General features: G+C 62.5%; 23 protein-coding genes. 12 read left to right on the top strand and 11 right to left on the bottom strand.

All coding sequences use genetic code 11. From position 1 onward, the window contains the following. Nucleotides 1-4 precede the first annotated feature (4 nt). The 7 genes from IYX23_RS01790 (at nt 5) to ligD (ending at nt 6,685) form a co-directional block, all read left to right on the top strand. Nucleotides 5-562: a carboxymuconolactone decarboxylase gene (locus tag IYX23_RS01790; protein WP_196391799.1), complete on the top strand. Its 558-nt coding sequence runs from the start codon at nt 5-7 to the stop codon at nt 560-562. 173 nt (nt 563-735) lie between these two features. Further along, nucleotides 736-1,122 (top strand): CsbD family protein, encoded by a 387-nt coding sequence (locus tag IYX23_RS19900; RefSeq protein ID WP_210330435.1) that lies wholly within the window; start codon nt 736-738, stop codon nt 1,120-1,122. A 109-nt stretch (nt 1,123-1,231) separates the two neighbouring features. Further along, complete coding sequence (locus IYX23_RS01780) at nt 1,232-2,287, top strand: AI-2E family transporter (RefSeq protein WP_196391800.1); 1,056 nt, start codon at nt 1,232-1,234, stop codon at nt 2,285-2,287. A gap of 90 nt (nt 2,288-2,377) precedes the next feature. Beyond that, a complete protein-coding gene (locus IYX23_RS01775) occupies nt 2,378-2,698 on the top strand; it encodes a hypothetical protein (RefSeq protein WP_196391801.1) in 321 nt (106 codons plus the stop codon). A gap of 18 nt (nt 2,699-2,716) precedes the next feature. Beyond that, nucleotides 2,717-3,214, top strand: a complete 498-nt coding sequence (locus IYX23_RS01770; RefSeq protein ID WP_196391802.1) for a hypothetical protein — start codon at nt 2,717-2,719, stop codon at nt 3,212-3,214. Nucleotides 3,215-3,259: 45 nt separating this feature from the next. After that, nucleotides 3,260-4,120, top strand: a complete 861-nt coding sequence (locus tag IYX23_RS01765; protein ID WP_196391803.1) for a Ku protein — start codon at nt 3,260-3,262, stop codon at nt 4,118-4,120. Nucleotides 4,121-4,126: 6 nt separating this feature from the next. Beyond that, nucleotides 4,127-6,685, top strand: a complete 2,559-nt coding sequence (gene ligD, locus IYX23_RS01760; protein ID WP_196391804.1) for a DNA ligase D — start codon at nt 4,127-4,129, stop codon at nt 6,683-6,685. Here ligD and IYX23_RS01755 read toward each other — a convergent pair. Next, nucleotides 6,682-7,488: a Ku protein gene (locus IYX23_RS01755; RefSeq protein ID WP_196391805.1), complete on the bottom strand. Its 807-nt coding sequence runs from the start codon at nt 7,486-7,488 to the stop codon at nt 6,682-6,684. The two genes, ligD and IYX23_RS01755, sit on opposite strands and share 4 nt — an antisense overlap. A gap of 141 nt (nt 7,489-7,629) precedes the next feature. On the opposite strand from IYX23_RS01755, the gene IYX23_RS01750 reads away from it, so the two are divergent. Next, the gene (locus tag IYX23_RS01750; RefSeq protein ID WP_196391806.1) at nt 7,630-7,908 is read left to right on the top strand and encodes a NepR family anti-sigma factor; all 279 of its coding nucleotides are present in this window, start codon (nt 7,630-7,632) and stop codon (nt 7,906-7,908) included. Nucleotides 7,909-8,059: 151 nt separating this feature from the next. Here IYX23_RS01750 and IYX23_RS01745 read toward each other — a convergent pair whose 3' ends face one another. The 9 genes from IYX23_RS01745 to IYX23_RS01705 form a co-directional block, all read right to left on the bottom strand. Next, nucleotides 8,060-8,233 (bottom strand): hypothetical protein, encoded by a 174-nt coding sequence (locus IYX23_RS01745; protein WP_196391807.1) that lies wholly within the window; start codon nt 8,231-8,233, stop codon nt 8,060-8,062. A gap of 200 nt (nt 8,234-8,433) precedes the next feature. Further along, a complete protein-coding gene (locus IYX23_RS01740; RefSeq protein WP_018407191.1) occupies nt 8,434-8,637 on the bottom strand; it encodes a CsbD family protein in 204 nt (67 codons plus the stop codon). A gap of 109 nt (nt 8,638-8,746) precedes the next feature. Further along, on the bottom strand, nt 8,747-9,262 hold the full coding sequence (locus IYX23_RS01735; RefSeq protein WP_196391808.1) for a YchJ family protein: 516 nt from the start codon (nt 9,260-9,262) through the stop codon (nt 8,747-8,749). Between the two features lie 115 nt (nt 9,263-9,377). Next, a complete protein-coding gene (locus IYX23_RS01730) occupies nt 9,378-9,650 on the bottom strand; it encodes a formate dehydrogenase subunit delta (RefSeq protein ID WP_196391809.1) in 273 nt (90 codons plus the stop codon). Next, nucleotides 9,640-10,467: a formate dehydrogenase accessory sulfurtransferase FdhD gene (gene fdhD, locus IYX23_RS01725; RefSeq protein WP_196391810.1), complete on the bottom strand. Its 828-nt coding sequence runs from the start codon at nt 10,465-10,467 to the stop codon at nt 9,640-9,642. Before fdhD ends, IYX23_RS01730 begins: the two co-directional genes overlap by 11 nt. Beyond that, complete coding sequence (gene fdhF / locus IYX23_RS01720; protein WP_196391811.1) at nt 10,464-13,343, bottom strand: formate dehydrogenase subunit alpha; 2,880 nt, start codon at nt 13,341-13,343, stop codon at nt 10,464-10,466. The genes fdhD and fdhF overlap by 4 nt, the downstream gene beginning before the upstream one ends. Nucleotides 13,344-13,353: 10 nt before the next feature. Beyond that, complete coding sequence (locus IYX23_RS01715; RefSeq protein ID WP_196391812.1) at nt 13,354-14,904, bottom strand: NADH-quinone oxidoreductase subunit NuoF; 1,551 nt, start codon at nt 14,902-14,904, stop codon at nt 13,354-13,356. Further along, nucleotides 14,904-15,377, bottom strand: coding sequence for a formate dehydrogenase subunit gamma (locus IYX23_RS01710; protein WP_196391813.1), 474 nt, complete (start codon nt 15,375-15,377; stop codon nt 14,904-14,906). The genes IYX23_RS01715 and IYX23_RS01710 overlap by 1 nt, the downstream gene beginning before the upstream one ends. Nucleotides 15,378-15,502: 125 nt before the next feature. Then, nucleotides 15,503-16,402, bottom strand: coding sequence for a LysR family transcriptional regulator (locus tag IYX23_RS01705; RefSeq protein ID WP_196391814.1), 900 nt, complete (start codon nt 16,400-16,402; stop codon nt 15,503-15,505). Nucleotides 16,403-16,635: 233 nt separating this feature from the next. On the opposite strand from IYX23_RS01705, the gene IYX23_RS01700 reads away from it, so the two are divergent. The 4 genes from IYX23_RS01700 (at nt 16,636) to IYX23_RS01685 (ending at nt 20,964) form a co-directional block, all read left to right on the top strand. Continuing rightward, entirely contained in the window at nt 16,636-18,036 is a 1,401-nt protein-coding gene (locus IYX23_RS01700) for a histidine kinase (RefSeq protein WP_196391815.1), read from the top strand. Further along, nucleotides 18,033-18,689, top strand: coding sequence for a response regulator transcription factor (locus IYX23_RS01695; RefSeq protein ID WP_196391816.1), 657 nt, complete (start codon nt 18,033-18,035; stop codon nt 18,687-18,689). Before IYX23_RS01700 ends, IYX23_RS01695 begins: the two co-directional genes overlap by 4 nt. Before the next feature lie 142 nt (nt 18,690-18,831). Beyond that, on the top strand, nt 18,832-19,383 hold the full coding sequence (locus tag IYX23_RS01690) for a DUF3280 domain-containing protein (RefSeq protein ID WP_196391817.1): 552 nt from the start codon (nt 18,832-18,834) through the stop codon (nt 19,381-19,383). A 165-nt stretch (nt 19,384-19,548) separates the two neighbouring features. Further along, nucleotides 19,549-20,964 carry a D-alanyl-D-alanine carboxypeptidase family protein gene (locus IYX23_RS01685; protein WP_196391818.1) on the top strand — a complete coding sequence of 472 codons (1,416 nt, stop codon included), beginning with the start codon at nt 19,549-19,551 and terminating at the stop codon, nt 20,962-20,964. A 172-nt stretch (nt 20,965-21,136) separates the two neighbouring features. Here IYX23_RS01685 and IYX23_RS01680 read toward each other — a convergent pair. After that, nucleotides 21,137-21,631, bottom strand: a 495-nt coding sequence (locus IYX23_RS01680) for a transposase (protein ID WP_210332542.1), incomplete at its 5' end; no start/stop codon positions are given.

Here is a 21,631-nt window from a genome sequence, read left to right as displayed (position 1 = left end):
GCCGATGGCTCAGTTGCCTTTTGATCCTTCAACGCTGTCGCCGGCCGATCGTGCGCGCTACGACCGCATGGTCGAACGGCGGAAGGCGCAAGGCGCGGGCTTCGGCGGCCCCTACGCCGCCCTGATGAACCATCCGCAGCTTTGCGAAAAAATCGAGGACCTCGGCTATTATTTGAAGTTCCAGGGCCATCTGCCCCGCGAGGTCTATCAGTTTATCGTGCTGTTCGTCGCGCGTCGGACCGGCGCCGCCTTCGAATGGGCTGATCATGTTCAGCACGCCGAAGCGGCTGGCGTTCCATCCTCGCTGATCAGCGCTCTGGAAAGAGGCGAAGATTTAGGCGCCATCGCGTCGTCGCCCTATGATCTTGTCACTGCGGTGCTGGCGTCGACATTGTCCTGGCGAAATATTCCGCAGAACGTTCAGGACAGAGCCATTCAGACCTTCGGCGTCGAAGGGTTTATCGAACTCGTCGTCCTGTCCGGTTTTTATCAGATGTTTTCGGCGATCAACCAGGGTTTCCACGTCGCATTGCCGCCAGGCGTCGAGAACCCGTTCAAGTAAATTGCGCATCGCCATTTTCGTTGCGTTTTTTTATTTAGCAGCTGTTCCGAGCCTCGAGCTGCGCAATACACGACTGCGCGAAGCCTCGGAACATAGAACCCTTCAAATCAGTTTTCATACTGGCGGGCGGCATTGGCCGAACCCAGGAATTGAGATTTAGGAGTATGGAATCGATGGATGCGTTAACTGAAAATGGCGGGGACCCCATTATCTGCGCCGATGAAGAATGCCGTTCTGGCGATGCATCGAATCCACCGGCGAGCGCAGAGGGAAATTCTGTTGATCTGGAGCCGTCAACTCGGGCTCGCTACTCGGTCGCCCAAGTGAAGGATTCGATGCGGGAGGCACTCGACAACATCGTACAGTCGGGCGCAACTGATCAGATGCGCGGCTATGCCAACGAGGCCATGGGCAAGACCAAGTTGACCCTTGGACTCGCGACGCAGTCGACCCATCTCACGCTCACCGGACTAGCGCAGATCGTCGTCGGTGAATTTCAAAAATCCATAGGCGAAGCGAAGCTTGCCGAAGACGGCAAGGACATCTTTCCGGGACTGTAAAAAGCGATTGCCCGCAGCAAACTGGCGCGTGGGCGCGGTGCAGTGGAACATTGGCGAGCGCCGTTGAGTTACGTCTCCGCCGAATTGTCGCGCATTCCCGGGGCTCACTTTGCCGACGCAGACGGTCCAAGACCAGCCGCTGGAACCCTCGCTCAATCTCCAGAAAATCTCATCCTGGGCGCTCATTGGCATGTTCGTGCTGATGCTCGCCGTCGCGATGAGTCTGGCGCAAACCCTGTTGGTGCCGCTCGTTTCGGCAGGCGTGCTCGCTTTCATGCTCGGGCCTTGGGTGACCACCCTGCGAAAGTGGGGCGTGCCGCCGAGCATCTTTGCAGCTGCGGTCGTCTTTGGCGCTTTGTTCATTATTCACACAGCGATTGCTCAGGGGTCGACGATCGCCGTCGACTGGGTCGGCCGCGCGCCCGAACTATTGGCCTCATTCAGCGATAAGCTGCGATCGGCGTTCGGCCCGGCGTTTTCGCTGGAGCGGCTACAAAGCACATTCGCACGAACCGGGGGCGGCTCCTTTGACGCAGCGGCAGTCCTGCAATCGACGATGAATTTTCTTACCCCGACCATTGGCGAGTTGATTGTATTTCTCGCGGCCTTGTTCTTCTCCTTGTCCGGACGAGAGGAGCTGCGCCGCTACCTTGTATTCGTCTTCGATGACAAGGAAACGCGGTTGCGCACGCTGCGGCTTCTGAACAACATCGAACGAGATTTCAAGAGCTATATGGCGGTGGTCGCCGCCATCAACCTCGTTCTGGCGTTGATCGTCGCCGTGACCGCTTTTGCTGTCGGCCTTCCAAATCCACTGCTTTGGGGCATCGTCGCCTTCGCTCTCGAATTTATCCCTTATGTGGGCCCGATCGCGATCTACGTCGCATTGTTTCTGGTCGGCTTCGCTACGTTCGGATCACTTTCGCAGGCGCTCGTCGCCCCGCTCATTCTTCTCGTCGCAGATACGTTAGAGGCCAATGTCGTATCGCCGAGCGTCATCGGCAGGCGACTGACTCTGAACCCCGGACTGGTCTTCCTGGGACTCGTGTTCTGGACATGGCTCTGGGGCCCGGTCGGCGCAATTCTCGCGACGCCTCTGCTCATCGCCGGAACAGTGACCTTCAGCCACGTGTTCCCTCAGCACGAGATCAATCTTCCAGAGTAGCGTGCGCCAGTTGGGACGCGGCGAGGAACAATCAACCGATCTGGAAGTTCAGTATTCGCCCAGCGGGGCAATACCAGCGGAGAAGAGGGCATGAGCATAACATCGCAAGTCACGAACAAGGTCCAGGAGGCGCAAGACGCCATGACCAAGGCGTCGGCGAACGCCGCCGCGAAGGCCGGCTCCATAGCTGACGACGTCAGCGCTAAGTACGACGATACCATGGAGAGGGCTGAAGCCGCATTGACGACAGTCGGCGAGCAGTCCCGGGAAATCGCGGAGAAGGCCAGGTCGGCTGGCGAAGGGCTCAAGACAACCGTCGAAGGCGCGGTGCGTGAACAGCCGGTGACGGCGCTGTTGCTTGCCATCGCGGGAGGATTCCTCGTCGGGGCCATGTGGAAGGGCCGCAGCTAATCTGGAGCGGGCAAGATCATGATGCTGGATCCGCTATTCCATCGGGTTGACGAGAGTATCGCGAACGCGACGCGAGGCGCGTCGCGACTCGCCATCGTCGCGATCCTCGCGCTGCTCGCGCTCGGCTTCGCAACGGCCGCCGCCCACGCCTACGCCATGAGAACGTGGGGAGAGATCGCCGGCAACCTTATCCTCGCCGGAGCTTTTCTTTTCGCGGCTCTCATCGTCTATCTCGCGACAAAGGACTCAGCCTCGCTGGAGACTCAAGCTCCAGCAGCCGAACTCGAACAGAGCAGCTTTGCGCAACTCCCCTTCATTGATCAGCTGTTCAAGCCGGATGGAAATCTCGTGCGCTCGATCGGCTCCTCCATCGGTTCGATGGCGCCCGTGGCGGCGAAAGCAGTGGCGGAACGCGTAGCGCCAAACCTTCATCTGATCATCGGCGCCGCCGTCGGATTGATGCTTGCCTCAAAAATCTCGGCAAAGCTTGACAGTACGAAGTCTCCAGAGGCGTAATCAGCGGGCGAGCGTTCAGCCGCCCGCGAGCGTACGAGGTTTGCGTTGTCGCCGAGAGCGAACTGGAAGGGCTCTCTGAAGATTGCGGAGCTCACCTGTCCGGTGGCGCTCTACTCCGCGACGTCGACGTCTGACAGGATCGCGTTCCACACGATCAACCGATCCACCGGCCACCGTGTGCGGCGGACCTTTGTCGATAGCGACACCGGCGAACCTGTGGAATCCGGCGATCAAGTCAAAGGCTATAAAGTCGGCAAGAACGAATATGTTATTCTCGAACCGGAGGAAGTCGCTCAGGCAACGCCAAAGAGCGACAAAACTCTGGCCATCGAGACATTCTTGGATTGCGGCGAAATCGACGCCGTCTATTTCGACAAGCCCTATTATCTGTCCCCCTCGCAAAGCGACGCGAACGAGCTTTTCGTTCTGATCCGCGAAGGCATGCGCAAGAACAAAGTCGCAGCCCTCGCGAAGACAGTGCTGTTCAGACGCGCGCGCACCGTTCTGATCAGCGCTTATGGCGACGGGCTGCTCGCGACCACGCTGAACTTCGATTATGAGGTGCGCTCGGCGCAACAGGCGTTCGACGAAGTGCCCGAGGTTAAAGTTCAAGGCGAAATGCTTCAGCTCGCCAAGCACATTATCGACACCAAGAGGGGCGTCTTCGACCCGTCGACGTTCGATGACCGCTATGAGGCCGTCCTTGCCGAGTTTGTAAAAGCGAAGCTGGAAGGCACGCCAGTCGCGCCGCCGCGTAAGGCTCGCGAAGCCAAGGTCGTCAATCTGCTCGAGGCGTTGCGCGAGAGCGCGGCTCTTTCCGAGCAGAGTGACAAAGCTGCAGCAAAGAAGCGAGCCGCCCAGCCTCGCAAGACCCGAACAGCCGCGACACGCCGGAAAGCGAGCTGACCTCTCATGTCGCTTGCCGACTACCGTAAGAAGCGCGACTTTGGGGCGACGCGCGAGCCGAAGGGGCGAGGCGCTCGAAAGACCGGCAGCATCTTCGTCATACAGAAACATGCCGCGAGGCGACTGCACTATGATCTTCGCCTGGAGATGGACGGGGTTCTGAAAAGCTGGGCTGTGACCAGAGGCCCAAGTCTCGTGCCGGGCGAAAAGCGGCTTGCCGTTCACGTCGAGGACCACCCTCTCGACTATCGCAATTTCGAAGGCGTCATTCCGGAAGGCCAATATGGCGCCGGCGAAGTGATCGTGTGGGACAAGGGCGTGTGGATTCCCGAAGGCGATCCGCACAAGGGCTATGCCAAAGGCCACCTCGATTTCGAGCTGCGCGGCGAGAAGCTCGGCGGCCGTTGGCATCTCGTACGCATGGCGCGAAAACCGCGCGAGAAGCACGACAATTGGCTGCTCATCAAAAGCGAAGACGAATTTGCGCGTGCGCCTGAAGACGAGGACATACTTGAGGAGATGCCGCGTTCGGTAGACACCGGGCGCACGATCGGCGATGTCGCAGAGGGCAAGCCGGCGCGGCGCTCGAAAAAAGCCGCCGCGCCAAAGCAGGCCGCGGCGCCCCGGTCAATCAAGACAAGCGCCGTCGCGCCAACGCAAGCGCCTGCGGTCGACATCGACCCGTCGCGTCTCAAGGGCGCAAAGAAAGCGCCGCTGCCGAATTTTATTGCGCCGATGCAGGCCAGTTCCGGCGCCGCGCCGGCGAGCAAGGAATGGATTCACGAAATCAAATTCGACGGCTATCGCGTGCAGGCGAGCATCGAGGCGGGACGCGTACGGCTGCTCTCACGCAGCGGTCTCGATTGGACGAAGAAATTCGGCGATGAGGTCGCGTCGGCGCTGCGCGCCCTGCCGCTCGGCACCGCGCTCATCGACGGCGAAATCGTCGTCGAGACGAGTTCAGGCGCGTCGGATTTCTCCGGGCTGCAGGCCGATCTGAGCGCAGGGCGGACCGATCGCTTCGTCTATTGGGCCTTCGATCTTCTGCACCTCGAGGGCTACGATCTGCGCGGCGCGACCTTGCTGGAACGCAAACGTTTGCTGGAAGCGCTCCTGGGCGCTGAGAACGGCGACACGGTTCGTCTGAGCCTTCACTTTGAGGACAGCGGCGCGGTCGTGCTGTCGCACGCGTGTCGACTCGGTCTCGAAGGCGTAGTGTCGAAGCGGCGGGATTCGCCCTATCGCTCCGGCCGCGTGAAGAGCTGGATAAAGGCCAAATGCTTCGCGCGGCAGGAATTCGTCGTCGCCGGCTATACGCCGTCGACGGTGTCGCGCCGGGCGATCGGCGCCCTCGTGCTTGGCGTCTACCAGAATGGCGTGCTTTGCCATGTTGGCCGCGTCGGGACGGGATTTACGGCGGATATGGCGCAAGAGCTTTTCACGAAACTCGATCCCATGCGCACCCCCTCGAGCCCGTTCGGCGCGCGCCTCACGACGGAGGCCGCGCGCAATGTACGCTACGTGCGGCCTGAACTGGTCGCTGAGGTGGAATTTCGCGGCTGGACAGCCGATCAAGTTCTTCGGCACGCCTCCTTTCGCGGTCTGCGCGAAGATAAGGACGCGCGCGACGTCGTTCGCGAAAAGGCGCCGCCCCTTGAGCGGGCGACAGCGGCGAGAGCGGAGCAAAGCGCCGTGAGGCTCACCCATCCCGATCGGCTCTATTGGCCGGATCAAGGCGTAACCAAACAGGGCCTCGCCGATTACTACGCCGAAATCTGGCGCTATATCGCGCCCTTCATCGTCAATCGCCCGCTGGCGCTGCTGCGCTGCCCCAACGGCGTCGAGGGAGAGAAATTCTTCCAGAAGCATGCCTGGAAGGGCATCGATCCGAACATCGTGCTCATCGACGACCCGAAAGGCGAAGAAGAGCCCTTGCTCAGCATCAAGGACCTCAACGGCCTGATCGCGCTCGTTCAATCCGGGGCCCTGGAAATTCATCCCTGGGGCTCGACGGCGTCGGACTGGGAACGTCCTGACGTCATCACCATGGATCTCGATCCCGGCGAACAGGTCGCGTGGGAGGCCGTCATTGCGGCCGCGGAAGAAACGCGGGATCGACTCCAAGACCTTGGGCTCGCCGCCTTCGTGAAAACATCGGGCGGAAAGGGCCTTCATGTGGTGGCGCCCGTGAAGCCCAAAGCGGAATGGCCAGAGGTGAAAGCTTTCACCAAAAGCATCGCCGATGCCATGACACAGGACAGCCCGGGCAAATATGTCGCAACGATCACGAAATCGAAGCGCCGCGGAAAGATACTCATCGACTATCTGCGCAATCAGCGCGGCGCGACGGCTGTCGCGCCCTACTCCACGCGCGCCCGTCCGGGAGCCGCCGTATCGGTTCCGCTCGCCTGGGACGAACTTAGTCCGGCGATCGGACCCGACTATTTCACGATCGTGAAAACCCTTGCGCGCCTCGACTCGCTGAAAAGCGATCCCTGGGCGGATTTTCGTGAAGCGGCGACGCCCATCGAAAGGCCGAACCCGCGCAGCAAGAAAAAACCTTAGCGACCTTTGGCGCCGCGCTTTTCCGCATCGATGCTCTTGCGGAGCGCGTCCATAATATTGACGACGTTGCCCGGCGCCGCCGGCGCCTGCTTTTTGCCGTGAGCGGGTTTGTGCGCCTTCTTCTTTCCTGAAATGATGTCCAGCAACTGCGCTTGCACGGGATCATGAATCTTCGCCGGGTCCCAGTGACTCTTGCGCTCCTCAATTAATTTGGAAATCAGGTTGAGAGCTTTCGCGTTCGGCGGTTCGGCGCCGATCTTGTCGAGGTAGTCCTTCGGATCACGCACCTCGTCGGCGAAGCGCAATGTCCAGAGCACAAGCCCCTTGTCGCGCGGCTCGACCATCACGGCGCGCTCGCGACGATACATCACCAGCCGCGATAGGCCGACTGTGCCCGTCGCCTTCATCGCGTCACGAATCACGGAGAAGGCCTCGACGCCGATCGGATCGTCGGGCGCAAGATAGTGGGGCTTATCGAACCAGATCCAGTCGACGCTCGCGGCCGGAGCAAAAGTCTCGATATCGATCGTTCGCGTGCTTTCGAGGCTCAAGGCGTCGAGCTCTTCATCTTCAAGCAGCACGTAATCGTCTTCGCTGCGCGGATAACCTTTCGCCGCATCGTCTTCGCCAATCGGCGCGCCAGAGACCGCGTCGACATATTGGCTGACGACCCGATTGCCGGTGTTTCGATTCAGAATATGGAAGCGAACTTTTTCGCCTTCGGTCGTGGCCGGCGTCATCGCGACCGGACACGTCACAAGCGAAAGCTTCAAATAGCCTTTCCAGAATGACCGCGGCGCCATTCTAAACCTCTCCGAGGTCCGGGAACTCTCCAATAACGCGCCGTCGAATGCATCGTTCCGCTTGCGCCCTCATCGCCGCGACAAAAAGACGGTTAGCGCGCCTCCGGGAACTTTGACCCTTGAATATCGTTGAATTCAATCATGACCCTTCACCTGCCCGTATTCATTGGAGTCGACGGCTCCGATATCCAGAGCGCCGCCCAAGGGCTCTTCGACATGAATAAGAAGGCTGAAAAGCAAACCAGGCGGGGGGCGCTCAGAGAACAGCGACATAACGCGAGCCTTCAGCTATCATTCCTGGGAATCGATGGGCAACTGACGTCCGAACTGCGCCATATGTACGAGACGAGCATCTCGGACCCTATGCCGGATAAGGTTCTCGACTTACTCGCGCGGCTTTCCAGTCATGTCGCCAAATAGGCTGCTGCAGGGGATGTTTCACTCCGCGGAAGCCAGTTGAAGAGGTCGGCGAGGGCCACCGAGCCGCGCTGAAATGGTCAGAAACACATAGACAAAAAAATGATTGCCTGTCGTTCAACAGGCAATCATCAAGGTTCTGTTGTCAAGGGAATCATTTTCGGTTGCGCAGCCACTGCTCGATCTCCGCTTGTCGCGGTTCGCGAACATAAATGCGACGACGGCGCGGCGCTTCGTCTTGCTTCAGAAAGAGCATTCTGGCGACGACGCCGGATGCTTCGAGAATAAACTGTCTCCAGTCCACTCCAAGTTTCGGCTTCGAACTCATTTCGGCTCTCCTTTCAACGGAGACGGGTATGAAAACAACTCTCCCTTTTTAAGAATGTTCCAAGATGTCGGCAAAGCTCGGTTCTCACCTCTCTTCGCCAGCGAAGTGGGCGCCCGATAAAAAAAGCCCGAACCTGAGGTTCGGGCCGATCGAGAAGCGCCAGGAACGGGAGTCATGCTAAGCCCGCGATGCGCAAAAATTCACGAGTTTAGAGTCTTCAGCCAAGTGTCAACTTCTTCGCGAATGCGGTCCCGCCCTTCCCCGTAGCGTTCTTGGAGAACGCCCTCAAACTGTTCGCGCTTGCCGTCCATGCGCGCGAGATCGTCGTCGGTGAGCTCCGCCCACTTCTCTCTTACCTTGCCCTTGAACTGCTTCCAGTTGCCTTCGACACGATTCCAGTCCATCGCCGTTTCCCCAAGGTTAAGGAGTTCCACGCCGAGGCAACGCGGGCGGAACCGCTTTGTTCCGGGATTCTGGCGGAAGGGAATCGCAATCGTAGGGCGAAATTGCCGCTCAGGCGGCGACGCCGCAGCACTTCTTGAATTTCTTGCCGGAGCCGCAGGGACATGGATCGTTACGGCCCGCCTGCTTGCCCTTCACGACGGGCGCGCTCTTGCGATTGGCCTCTTCGAGGAAATACCAGCGGCCATCCTGCGCGTCATGTCGAAACAGCGATCGCTCCCGATGCGCATAGCGTTCGCCTTCGCTGGAGAAATGCGCGACGAATTCGACGAAGCCGGTTTCATCGCCCTGCAGCCCCTGTTCCGTCGACAGGATCTCAAGCCCAAGCCATTGCGAGCTGCGCGACCAATGCGTGATGGCCTTGCGATCGAAATCGTAACGCGACTCTGGCGCCAGGGAGTCGACAAGGTAGTCGATGTCACCCAATGCAAAGGCGGTGTAACGCGAGCGCATGAGCGCTTCAGCGCTTGGCGCCGGCTGTTTCTCTTCGATGTAACGGGCGCAGCAGGCCGCATAGGAAAGCTGTTGCGCGTCCATCGCGCGGCAGGGACATGTCTGGTCGTTCATCGCTCAGTCGGAGTAAGAATGATGGCGCGGCTGCGCCAAGGTCTCAGACCTAGGCGACGAACGCGCCGACGTCCAATGTTTTGCGACATGGAGAGTGCGAACAATCGAGCGTTCGTCAGCCGTCGGAACCGCCTTCGCCGGGACGCAATTCCGAAGCAGCGGCGCCCGCTGCATTTTTGAGGCGCTTCACCGCCTCCATCGCGATCGGATCGAGGCCGGCGCCGCCGTGATCGACATGCGTGAGGATGGCGTTCCGCATCCGCGGGTCCCAGAACTTCCTCAAGTGATCCGTCATGCTCGCGACGCCTTCGGGATGCTTCTGAGCCACGAAGAACGTGCCGATCTGGTTAGCCATTCTGACGAGCTTATCGACCGAATCATGCGACATGTGCGGAAACCTGTTCGAGGATGCGTCCTGGATGGGTGAAGACTTCGAAGTCCCGGCCGCGCATGACGGCGACGAGAGTCATGCCGCAGTGTTGCGCGTTGCGCACCGCGAGCGCGGTTGGCGCCGAGACAGCGGCGATGATCGGCGCGCCCATGCGCGCGGCCTTCTGCACGAGTTCGACGGAAACGCGGCTCGTCATCAGCACCACGCCTTGCCCCGCGGCGATGGCTTGCCGCGTCAGCGCGCCGGCGAGCTTGTCGAGAGCGTTATGGCGGCCGACGTCCTCACGCGCGATCAGCGCGCCTGAGACGGGATTCCAGAAGGCCGCGGCGTGGATGGCGCGTGTCTCCTGATTATATTTCTGAGCGGCGGGCAGACGCTCCATCGCCTCGATCAAGGCGTCGGCGCGCACCGACAGCGCATTGTCGAGCGTCGGCGGAATGCGCGTCGCCGCCTCGAGACTCTCAATGCCGCAAAGACCGCAGCCCGTCGGCCCCGCCATCGACCGGCGCCGCTCGACATAGGCTTCCTGCCGACCGCCCTTGAGCCAGGCGCGCAGTTCAATGCCCGCGTCGGAGACGACGATCTCGACGTCCCCCGCCTGCTCCGGCGAATCGATCAGCCCCTCTGTCAGCGCGAAGCCGATCGCGAAATCTTCGAGATCCGCCGGCGTCGCCATCATCACCGCATGCGTGGAGCCGCCATAGGTGAAGGCGACCGGCGTCTCTTCGGGGATCACGCGAGAAGAACGCGCCGTCACATCGTGACGGCGCGCCAGGCATTCCACCCGTAATGTCGGCGGCGGCCTCTCCGTCATTCCGCCGCGTCGATCGTGCTCGCGATGCGACGGCTCTGCTCCGTCAGCTCGCGATATTGATGCTGCCACTCGGTCGGTCCATTGGTGGTCGAGACCTGAACCGCCGTGACCTTGTATTCGGGACAATTGGTGGCCCAGTCGGAATTGTCGGTCGTGACCACATTGGCCTGGGTGTTCGGATGATGGAACGTCGTATAGACGACGCCCGGCGCCACGCGATCCGTGATCTTGGCGCGCAGCGTCGTCTCGCCGGCGCGGCTCGCCACCTTCACCCAGTCGCCCTCGCGCACGCCGCGATCTTCTGCGTCATGCGGGTGGATCTCGAGGACGTCCTCAGGATGCCACTGGCTGTTCTCGGTGCGTCGCGTCTGCGCGCCGACATTATACTGCGACAGGATGCGGCCGGTGGTGAGCAGCAACGGGAACCGCGGCCCCACCTTCTCCTCGGTCGGCACGTATTCGGTGATGACGAATTTGCCTTTGCCGCGCGCGAAGCTTTCGGTGTGCATGATCGGCATGCCTTCCGGCGACTGATCGTTGCACGGCCACTGCACGGAGCCGACCTCCGCGAGACGCTCGAACGAAACACCGGCAAAGGACGGCGTCAGCCGCGCAATCTCGTCCATGATCTCGCTGGCGTCGGCGTAGTTCCAATTCAGTCCCAGCTTGTTGGCGAGCAGCTGGGTGACTTCCCAGTCGGCATAGCCATTCTTCGGCGACATCACCTTGGTAACGCGCTGGATGCGGCGCTCGGCGTTGGTGAAGGTGCCGTCCTTCTCGAGGAAGGTCGCGCCCGGCAGGAAGACATGCGCGTAGTTCGCCGTCTCGACCAGGAAGAGATCCTGCACGATGACGATGTCCATATTCGCCAGCGCGCGCGACACATGGCGCGTGTCGGGGTCGGACTGCAGAATGTCCTCGCCCTGAACATAAAGGCCCTTGAACGTGCCTTCGATCGCCGCGTCAAACATGTTGGGGATGCGCAGACCCGGCTCCGGGTCGAGCGAAACGCCCCAATCCTTCTCGAACGCCTGGCGCGCCGCATCGTTGGAGATGTGGCGATAGCCCGGCAGCTCGTGCGGGAACGAGCCCATGTCGCAGGAGCCCTGCACATTGTTCTGACCGCGCAGCGGATTCACGCCGACGCCGCGACGGCCGAGATTGCCGGTCGCCATGGCGAGATTGGCGATGCCCATGACGGTGGTGGAGCCTTGGCTATGCTCCGTCACGCCGAGGCCGTAGTAGATCGCCCCATTGCCGCCGGTGGCGTAGAGACGCGCAGCGCCGCGAATGTCGGCGGCCGGCACGCCCAGCACGCTTTCAAGCGCCTCGGGGCTGTAGCGGTCGTCGGCGACGAAGGCGGCCCAGTCCTGATATTCGTCCCAGTCGCAGCGCGCTTTGACGAAGTCGAGATTGACGAGGTTTTCCTTCACGATCACATGCGCCAGCGCCGTGACCATCGCGACATTCGTGCCCGGCTTCAGCGGCAGGTGATAGTCGGCCTCGACATGAGGCGAGCGCACGAGGTCGATGCGGCGCGGATCGATGACGATCAGCTTGGCGCCCTCGCGCAGGCGCTTCTTCATGCGCGAACCGAACACCGGATGCGCGTCGGTCGGATTGGCGCCGATGACCAGAATGACGTCGGCGTCGTCGACCGAATCGAAATCCTGCGTGCCGGCGGAGGTGCCGAAGGCCTGCGCCAGGCCGTAGCCTGTCGGCGAATGGCAGACGCGCGCGCAGGTGTCGGTGTTGTTGTTGAGGAAGCCTTGACGCGCGAGCTTCTGAACGAGGTAGCTCTCCTCATTCGTGCAGCGCGACGAGGTGATCACGCCGACGGCGTTCTTGCCGTATTTCTCCTGCGCCTCTTTCAGCCGGTCGGCGGCGAAGCCGACCGCTTCGTCCCACGAGACGACGCGCCAGGGCTGGTCGATCGACTCGCGGATCATCGGATCAAGAACTCGGTCGCCGTGATGGGCGTAGCCGTAGGCGAAGCGGCCCTTGACGCAGCTATGGCCATGGTTGGCCTTGCCGTCCTTCCAGGGAACCATGCGGACGACTTCCTCGCCGCGCATCTCAGCCTTGAAGGTGCAGCCGACGCCGCAATAGGCGCAGGTGGTGACCTCGGAATGCTCGGGCTGGCCGACGGCCACGACCGACTTCTCGATCAGAGTCGCGGTCGGACAGGCCTGAACGCAGGCGCCGCAGGACACGCATTCCGACTCCATGAAGGCTTCGTCCATGCCGGCGGAAACGCGCGATTCGAAACCGCGGCCCGATATCGTCAGCGCGAAGGTGCCCTGCACTTCCTCGCAGGCGCGCACGCAACGGTTACAGACGATGCACTTGGACGGATCATAGCTGAAATAGGGATTCGACTCGTCCTTCGGCTTCCAGTCGAAATTCACTTCGCCACTGTTGCGGGCGAAGACGTGATTGGCGCCGTCATAGCCGTAGCGGACGTCGCGCAGGCCCACCGCGCCCGCCATGTCCTGAAGTTCGCAGTCGCCATTGGCCGCGCAGGTCAGACAATCGAGCGGGTGGTCGGAAATATAAAGCTCCATCACGCCGCGGCGGATCGCGGCGAGGCGCGGGGTCTGCGTCTTGACGGAAATGCCGGGCGCAACCGGCGTCGTGCAGGAGGCCGGCGTGCCGTTGCGGCCCTCGACCTCGATGACGCAGAGCCGGCAGGAGCCGAACGCCTTGATGCTGTCGGTGGCGCAGAGCTTCGGGATCTCCGTGCCGACCTCCATCGCCGCGCGCATGATCGACGTGCCCTCGGGCACGGTGACGCTCTTCCCGTCAATGGTCAGCGTGACCGATTTTACGGACGGCGATTCGGGCGTGCCGTAATCGATTTCTTTGATAAGCGTCATGGCGGCTACCTCACTCGGCGGCTTCAAGGGCCGGCTTGCGGAAGTCCTCGGGAAAATGTCGAAGCGCGCTCTCGACCGGATACGGCGCAAAGCCGCCCAATGCACAGAGCGAGCCAAACTTCATCGTGTGGCAGAGATCCTTGAGGAGCTCGATATTCGCATCGACGTCCATGCCGTTGCGAATCTTGTCGATCGTCTCGACGCCGCGCGTCGATCCGAGTCGGCACGGCGTGCATTTGCCGCAGCTTTCGATGGCGCAGAACTCCATGCCAAAGCGCGCCATCCAGGCCATGTCGACGGTGTCGTCGAAAACGACGAGGCCGCCATGGCCGATGAGACTGTCCTTGGCCGCGAAGGCTTCATAGTCGATCGGAAGGTCGAAAAGCGACACGGGCACATAGGCGCCGAGCGGACCGCCGACCTGAACCGCCCGGACGGGACGACCCGAGCGGGTGCCGCCGCCGATCTCGTTGACGACCACGCCCAGCGGAATTCCGAAGTCCGTCTCGAAAAGGCCGCCATATTTGACGTTGCCGGCGATCTGCAGCGGCATAGTGCCGCGCGAGCGGCCGACGCCGAGATCGGCGTAATGCTTCGCGCCCTTCTCCATGATCATCGGGATGGTGGCCATGGACAGCACATTGTTGATGACCGTCGGCTTGCCGAAGAGCCCGACATGGGCCGGCAGCGGCGGCTTGGCGCGCACGATGCCGCGCTTGCCCTCGAGAGATTCGAGCAGCGAGGTCTCCTCGCCGCAAACATAAGCGCCGGCGCCGATGCGCAGTTCGACGTCGAAGTCGAAACCCGAGCCCTTGATGTTCTTGCCGAGCCAGCCTGCCTCAAGCGCCTTCTCGATCGCCGCCTGAAAGACCTTGGCGACGATCGGGTATTCGGAACGCAGATAGACATAGCCCTTGGAGGCGCCGACGGCGTATCCGCAAATGAGCATGCCTTCGATCAGCGAGAGCGGATCGCCCTCCATGATCATGCGGTCGGCGAAAGTGCCGGAATCGCCCTCGTCGGCGTTGACGACCACATATTTCTGGCCCGGCGGACAGTCCGCCACCGTCTTCCATTTGATGCCTGTCGGAAAGCCCGCGCCGCCGCGGCCGCGCAGGCCGGACTTCGTGACTTCTTCGACGACGGCCACGGGCCCGATCTCGAAGGCGCGCTTGAGGCCCTTGAATCCCTCATGCGCCTCATATTCGGCGACCGACAGCGGATCGATGACGCCGCAACGGACGAAGGTGACGCGGTTCTGCTTCTTCATCCAGGGATGTTCGTCGACGATCCCGATGTTCAGCAGATGCGCGCCGCCGCGCAGGAACCCGGCGTCGAACAGCGACGCGACGTCCTTGACCTTGGCCGGCCCATAACCGACACGGCCCGCGGGAGTCTCCACCTCAATCAGGGGCTCGAGCCAGAGCATTCCACGCGAGCCGTTTCTGACGATCTCGACTGTTTCGCCGCGGGCTGCGGCCTCTTGCGCGACGGCGGCGGCGAGTTTGTCGGCGCCCATCGCGACGGCGGCCATGTCCAGCGGGATGTAAAGCTTCACCATCAGTCGCGCGCCTCCGCGGCGATTTCATCAAGTATTTCAGCGTCGACGCGGCCGATCGGCTCGCCGTCATAAAGCGCTGAAGGGCTATGGGCGCACAGTCCCAAACAATACACCGCCTCGACCGAGAGGGCGCCATCCGGCGTCGTTCCGCCCCAGTCGAGCTTCAACTTGTCGAGAAACGCCCGCGCCTGTCGCTCCGCCCCCATCGATTGACAGGATTCGGCCCGGCAGATCTTCAGCGTATGGCGTCCGTGCGGGGCGCGATGGAAGTCGTGATAAAAGGTGACGACGCCATGCATTTCGGCGCGCGAAATATTGAGCGCCTCAGCCATTTCCTTGACGGCGGCGTCGGGCACATAGCCGAATTCTTTTTGAAGCGCGTGCAGAATGGGCATCGCGGGTCCCTCGAGACCCATATGGGCGGCGATGATCTCCCGCGCGCGCTCGTCGCTATACTGAGCAGCGCCAGACATTTCTTCCCTTTCAGCCTGGACGTTGCGCATATGCGGTCGTCCTATTTAGACTAATTCCGAGAACAGTGCCGGAAATCCAAGGCCCGATCAATAGCGACCATCCGTTGTGCGATAGGGCGATCCTATCAACCATCCAGCGTGTGGCTTTCGGCAAGCTTTTTGGCCTCCGAGACCAAGGCGGCGACCAGCGGGATCACCGGTTCGCGCTGCGGCGCCACAAGGCCGATTTCATGCACAGCCTCCGGTTCAACGATGGGAATCGAACGTAACGGCGCCGCCACGTTTAGGGTCTTCGCGAGCTTCTCCGGCAGCACCGTCGCCCAGCGGCCGGATCTCACATGGTCGAACAGCAAGATGACATCGTTCGACTCGAGAATCGGCACCGGCTCCGACCCACCCTTGCGAATGAGCTGCTCGACGATGCGACGGTTCTGCATGTCCGGCGTGAGCAGACAGAGATCGATGCGTCCGACCTCGGCCCATGTCACCCGGTCGCGGTTCCCGAGCGGATTGTCGGCGAAGGTCAGCAGCCGGTAGCGTTCGGAGCAGAGCGGCACCGTGCGCACGCGGCCAAGCGGCTCATTGTCAAGATAAGTGATGCCGGCGTCGATCTCAAGATTGTCGAGCATGGTCAGCACCTCGCTCGACGACGCGGAGATCACGGAAAAGCGCACCGCCGGATGCTTCTCGCGATAGGGCGTCGTCAGCGCCGAGACGATGCCAAGCGCAGTCGGGATGACGGCGATCTTCAGCTGGCCGGTAAGGCCTTCCTTGAGCGTGCGAACTTCCTGGCGCATCGCGCGCGCATCGCCGACGATGCGCTTCGCCCATTCGAGCACCCGCTCGCCCTCGGCGGTCAGCCCGTGGAAGCGCGAGGAACGATTGACGAGCAACACGCCGAGCGAATCTTCGAGCTGCTTGACGCCGGCCGAGAGCGTGGGCTGGGTGACGCCGCAAATCTCCGCCGCGCGCGAAAAACTCTTCTCTTTTGCGACGGCGATGAGGAATTCAAGCTTGTCGATCACGACCGAGTCCACAAACGGGTCGCCCGGACGCAGCGTCCAGAGCGTCACTGGCGTCAACCCGCATGGGCGTCACATTAGCATATCCGCCCCGGCCGCGCCGAAATTTTGAAACGAATCCAAATCCCTCGCGCCAAGGCAATTTGCCCGATCAGAGCCTAAGCGCATGAAGCGCGCTGGACCTCGTTTCGATTCCTGCTCTACTGAGCGACGGGTTTTCGTCGAGGAATGCGCCAATGCGGTTGATCGTTCGGCTCGTCTTGCAGCTTGTCGGCATCACGCTCATCTGCCTTACGCTGACCGCGGGGTGGGTGATGGTCGACGCGCACCGCGCAATCGAAACGGAAGCGGCGACGTCCGCCGAGCGCGTCGCACATCACCTCGAAAATCTCTACTGGCAGGCCATCCTCTGGCGGGGCAGCATGCGGCGCGACAAGATTCTGCCCGTTCCCGACTGGGAGTCGCTTTCGACCTTGAAGCTCGTTTCGCCGGGCGTCTGCATCAGCTATGCGCCGGGGGAGGAAGAGCCGCGGACCCTTTGCAGTCAGCTCGAGGGCGTCGGCTCCGCCGCGCCGGCATGGTTTGCGGCGGCCTATGAGCGCATATTCGGCGCACATCCGCCGATCGTTCGGCACTTGACCGTACGGCAACCGGAAACCGGCGCCATCCTCGTCAGGGCGGACGCCGACGCGGCCATCCGACAGGCCTGGCGGCAGATCTCGATCATCGTCGGCGTTGCGGCCTCGATGGCGATCTGCATGTGCCTCTTGGCGGCCGTCGCCATCGTCCATGCGCTGGCGCCGACCCGGGCCATCGTCCGCGGGCTGCGCCAGCTGGAGCAAGGGAATTACGCCACCCGGCTAAACTCCATCACGAAAGGGGAGTTCGGCCTGATCGCGCGCGCGGTCAACGACCTTGCCGAGCGGCTGGCGCGGACGACGGCGGAACGCGCCGCGCTCACGAAGCGGCTGTTCGAAGTTCAGGAAGAGGAGCGCCGCGCGCTCGCCCGCGACCTTCACGATGAATTCGGCCAGTGCCTGACGGCGACGCTCGCCTTCGCCGGCTCGATCGAGACGGCGGCGGCTAAGATTGATCGGGGCGTCGCCGAGGACGCGCGGTCGATCGCGCGCGTCGCCAAGCGCATGATGACCACCCTGCGCGACGCGCTTGCCCGGCTGCGCTCGCAAGACCTCGATGAACTTGGGCTCGAAGCCTGTCTCGTTCAGCTCGCGGCGAGCTGGAACGCCAAAGTGGGACGAAAGGCGGTCATCCACCTGCGGCTCACGGGCGACCTCGCCGACCTTCCCCAGACGATTTCGACGAGCCTCTATCGCATCGCGCAAGAGTGCCTGACCAACGCCATGCGGCACGGCGACTCGAAAAACGTCTATCTGCGCGTCGAGCGCGCGGCGTCGGACGACCGGATCGTCGCGCTGACCGTCGAGGATGACGGCGGCGGCGACGCCTCCCGCCTCGCGGCGGCCTCTGGCCACGGCATTCTCGGAATTCGCGAGCGCATCGCGGCTTTTGGCGGAAGTCTGTCGATCAGCGACGCCACCAAAGGCGTGCGCATCGTCGCGCGCATTCCGCTCATCGCCGTCGCGCCCGCGCCGATGAAAACTCTGGCGCCCGCATGACCGCAATTCTTCTCGTTGACGACCACCCGATCGTTCGGGAGGGATATCGGCGGCTCCTGGAGCGCCAGCCGGATTACAGAATCGTCGCCGAAGCCGTCAACGCCGCGGAGGCCTATCAGGCCTATCGGAAGGTTTCGCCCGACATCGTCATCATGGACCTTTCTCTCCCCGGCGCGAGCGGCGTCGAAGCGGTCCGCCACATCAGGCAGTGGGACAAGGGCGCGCGCATTCTGATCTTCACCATGCACAGCGGCGCGGCCTTTGCGCTGAAAGCCTTCGAGGCCGGCGCGTCCGGCTATGTCACCAAAAGCAGCGACGCCGCGGAGCTGCTCCGCGCCGTGGCGATCGTCTCCAAGGGCGGCCGGGCGCTCAGCGACGATGTCGCGCGCGAAATCGCCGCGGAGCGATTGGGCGAGAGCCGCGCGCTCGTCGATGAGCTTGGCCCCAGAGAGACGGAGATCTTGCGGCTCGTCGCGTCGGGCCGAACGACCGAGGACATCGCCGGCATCTTAAATCTCAGTCCGAAAACCGTTCAGAACTACCACTATCAGATCAAATCCAAGATCGGCGCGCGCACCGACGCCCATCTCGTCTGGCTCGCCATCGGCGCAGGACTTGTCGGCGACGCGTCGGCGACCTCATCGGCTCCGTAGAGCCGGTTCCAAATCGATCACATGATTCCTTGTGATCGGGAAGCGCTCCAAAGGCAATTTGCCCAGACCGCCGCAGGCGAAAGGCCGAAGCTTTCAACGTTTCGCGCAGCTACGCCTTGAACTGCAAAAGCGGAGCCTGGCGATGGTCAAGAAGACGCTCACACACATCTTGTTATCGGCGCTCATCACAGTCGCGACCGGAGCCGCGGCGCGTGCGCAATCATCTCCGCCGTTCAAACTCGCGGTCTTCGACATCGAGCTCGACGACTTCACCGCCGGGGGTCCGATCGCCGGGGAAAGCCCCGAAGAAACCGCGCGCCTCCAGCGGATGACCGCGCTGGCGCGGGAACTCTTAGCCCAATCGGGCCTGTTCGAGATCATCGACGGAAGCGCGGCGACGGATCAGAGGGTCAAGGACCATTGGCTGCGCAAGTGCAACGGCTGCGACGCCGACATTGCGCGCAGGCTCGGCGCAGACCTGTCCTTCGTCTGCTTCTTTCGAAAAGTCAGCGTGATGGAGCAATATCTCGAACTGCGCATTCGCGACGCGCGCACGGGAGAACTGGCGCATATCTCGCAGACGGATCTGCGCGGGGAAACCGACCAGTCGTGGACCCGTGCGCTGAAGTTCCTGATGAGATATCATCTTGTCGGGCCAGAACTCGCGCGTCGAAACCACCCGCTTCAGCCGTGACGGCGGCGCGCGCTTTCCCTGAGGTCATGGTTAACAGCTTATAACCAACCGCCCCCGAATCGCCCGATTCCACGCCTATTCCGGCTAAGCGCCTCAGGCGCTATTATATAAGTGGCGTTTTCAAGCGATCCCGCGCGTTCAGCGCCGGGTAATGGGGCTAGGCGGATGATCTTCTCGAAGTCCACTTTGGTTGCGGCGGCCAGCGTATTGTTGATGGTGTTTGGCGCCGCCGCGCCCAGCCGCGCGACTCCGTCAATCGTCGTCGATGTCGCGTCGGGCGCCGTGCTCTCGCATGAGCAGGCGACCACCTCCTGGTATCCCGCCTCAGTGACGAAGCTGATGACGGCCTATGTCGCGCTCGACGCGGTGCGCCAGGGGCGCATCTCGCTCGAAACGCCGGTGATGATGTCGCCGCGCGCATGCAGCATGGCGCCTTCCAAGATGGGCTTCAGACCCGGCTCGGAAGTCACCCTGCAAAATGCGCTCATCATGCTGATGGTGAAATCCGCCAATGACATCGCCGTCGCCATCGCCGAAGGCGTGTCCGGCTCGGTCGAGGCCTTCGCCGACGAGATGAACCGCCACTCCGCCGCCCTCGGCATGACGCAGTCGATATGGGTCAATCCCAACGGCTTGCCCGATACGCGGCAGGTCACGTCGGCCCGCGACCTCGCCATTCTCGGCCGCGCGCTCTACCTGCAGTTTCCCGAGCACGCCAATCTGTTCAACATCGGCGCGATGCAGCTCGGCAAGCAGATCATCCCCACGCACAACCATCTTCTCGGCCGTTATGCCGGCGCCGACGGCATGAAGACGGGTTTCACGTGTTCGGCCGGATTTAACCTTGTCGCCTCCGCCACACGCGGCGGCCGGCGTTTGATCGCCGTCGTCCTCGGCGCGCCCAATCCGATTCTGCGCACGGCGAAGACGGCGGCCCTGCTCGATCGCGGCTTCCAGAGCGGCGCGGCCGTCGCCTCTTTGGCGTCCCTGCCCAGCTCCGGCCCAACTGCGGCGCCCGACTTGCGCGAGTCCGTGTGCCACCACCGCGGCCCGGCGGCGGCTGAATTCATGGCGGAGATCGAGGACGCCTCGGTCCCCGTCGGCTCAGGCGTGCCGCTACTCGACACGCTCGGCGGCGCTCCGCAGCAGCAGATGAACGCCAAGGAGATCGCGCACCTGCCGCGCCCGCGTTTTGAGCCCGTGTCGGTCTATGTGGGACGCGCGCCGGGATACGCCGGGCCGGTGGCGCGGGCCCGCGCGCCGGGAGCGCCTGTCGGCGAGCAGCCTGATCTTGCCGCCTATGCGTCGCAGCCTGAGCCCGGCGACGCCAGCGCCTCGCCGATCAGCAAGCCCGCGCCCGACGCGGTATCGCTGCGACGCGCCAAACACGCCAAGGCCGTGAAAGCGGCGCGCGCCGCCAAGGCGGCAAAGGCGGACGCGGTAAAGGTCGAAGCCGTCATCGCCGACGAGCCAGCCCCCAAGCCCAAGGCGGCGAGAAGCGCGACGAAGCCGAAAGCGGCCGCAGCGCAAAAGCCGGCGGCCTCGAAGGCGCACTCCGGCGCCGAACCGGGCAAGAGCTGAGAATCTCAAAGGATCAGGGGAATCGGGTGAAGGATTTTTTCCTCATCCTCATCCTGAGGAGCCGCCGCAGGCGGCGTCTCGAAGGACGAGGGTGAAGAAAAATACGCGAAAACGGGTTTCCTCGTCCTTCGAGACTCGTGCTGCGCACGCTCCTCAGCGACTGTCTTGGCGATCAAGCGTTTTGTGTGCGCCATGGCTTTGCGTCCCTGATGATGGCGTTAAGGATCGTAAGGAGCTTTCTCGCGACGGCGATGAGCGCGACGATCTTCGGCTTTCCGCTGTCGACGAGTTTGTCGCGGAAGGCCTTGAGGACGGGGTTGTGACGGGCGGCAACCATGGCGCCGAGAAAGAGCATGCTGCGCACGGTCTTGCGGCCGCCGCCGATGAAGCTCTTGCCGCGCCATTGACCGGATTGGCGGGTGTAGGGCGCAAGGCCGGCCAACGCCGCGATTCGCCTGCGGTCGAGCGCGCCAAGTTCCGGCAGTTCGGCGATCAGCGTGCGCGCAATCACTGGCCCAACGCCTGGAACGGAGGCGAGCAGATCTTGCTTTTCGGCCCAGGCGGGCGTGCCGCGCATATAATCGTCGATCTCGCCGTCGAGTTCGGCGAGTTCCTTTTCGAGCGCCTTGCGCAGGCGCGCGATGCTTTTCTTCAAGCGTTTGTCGGC

This window comes from Methylocystis sp. L43 (assembly GCF_015709525.1).
Taxonomy (GTDB): Bacteria; Pseudomonadota; Alphaproteobacteria; order Rhizobiales; family Beijerinckiaceae; genus Methylocystis.
This window is presented reverse-complemented; position numbering and strand designations above follow the sequence as displayed.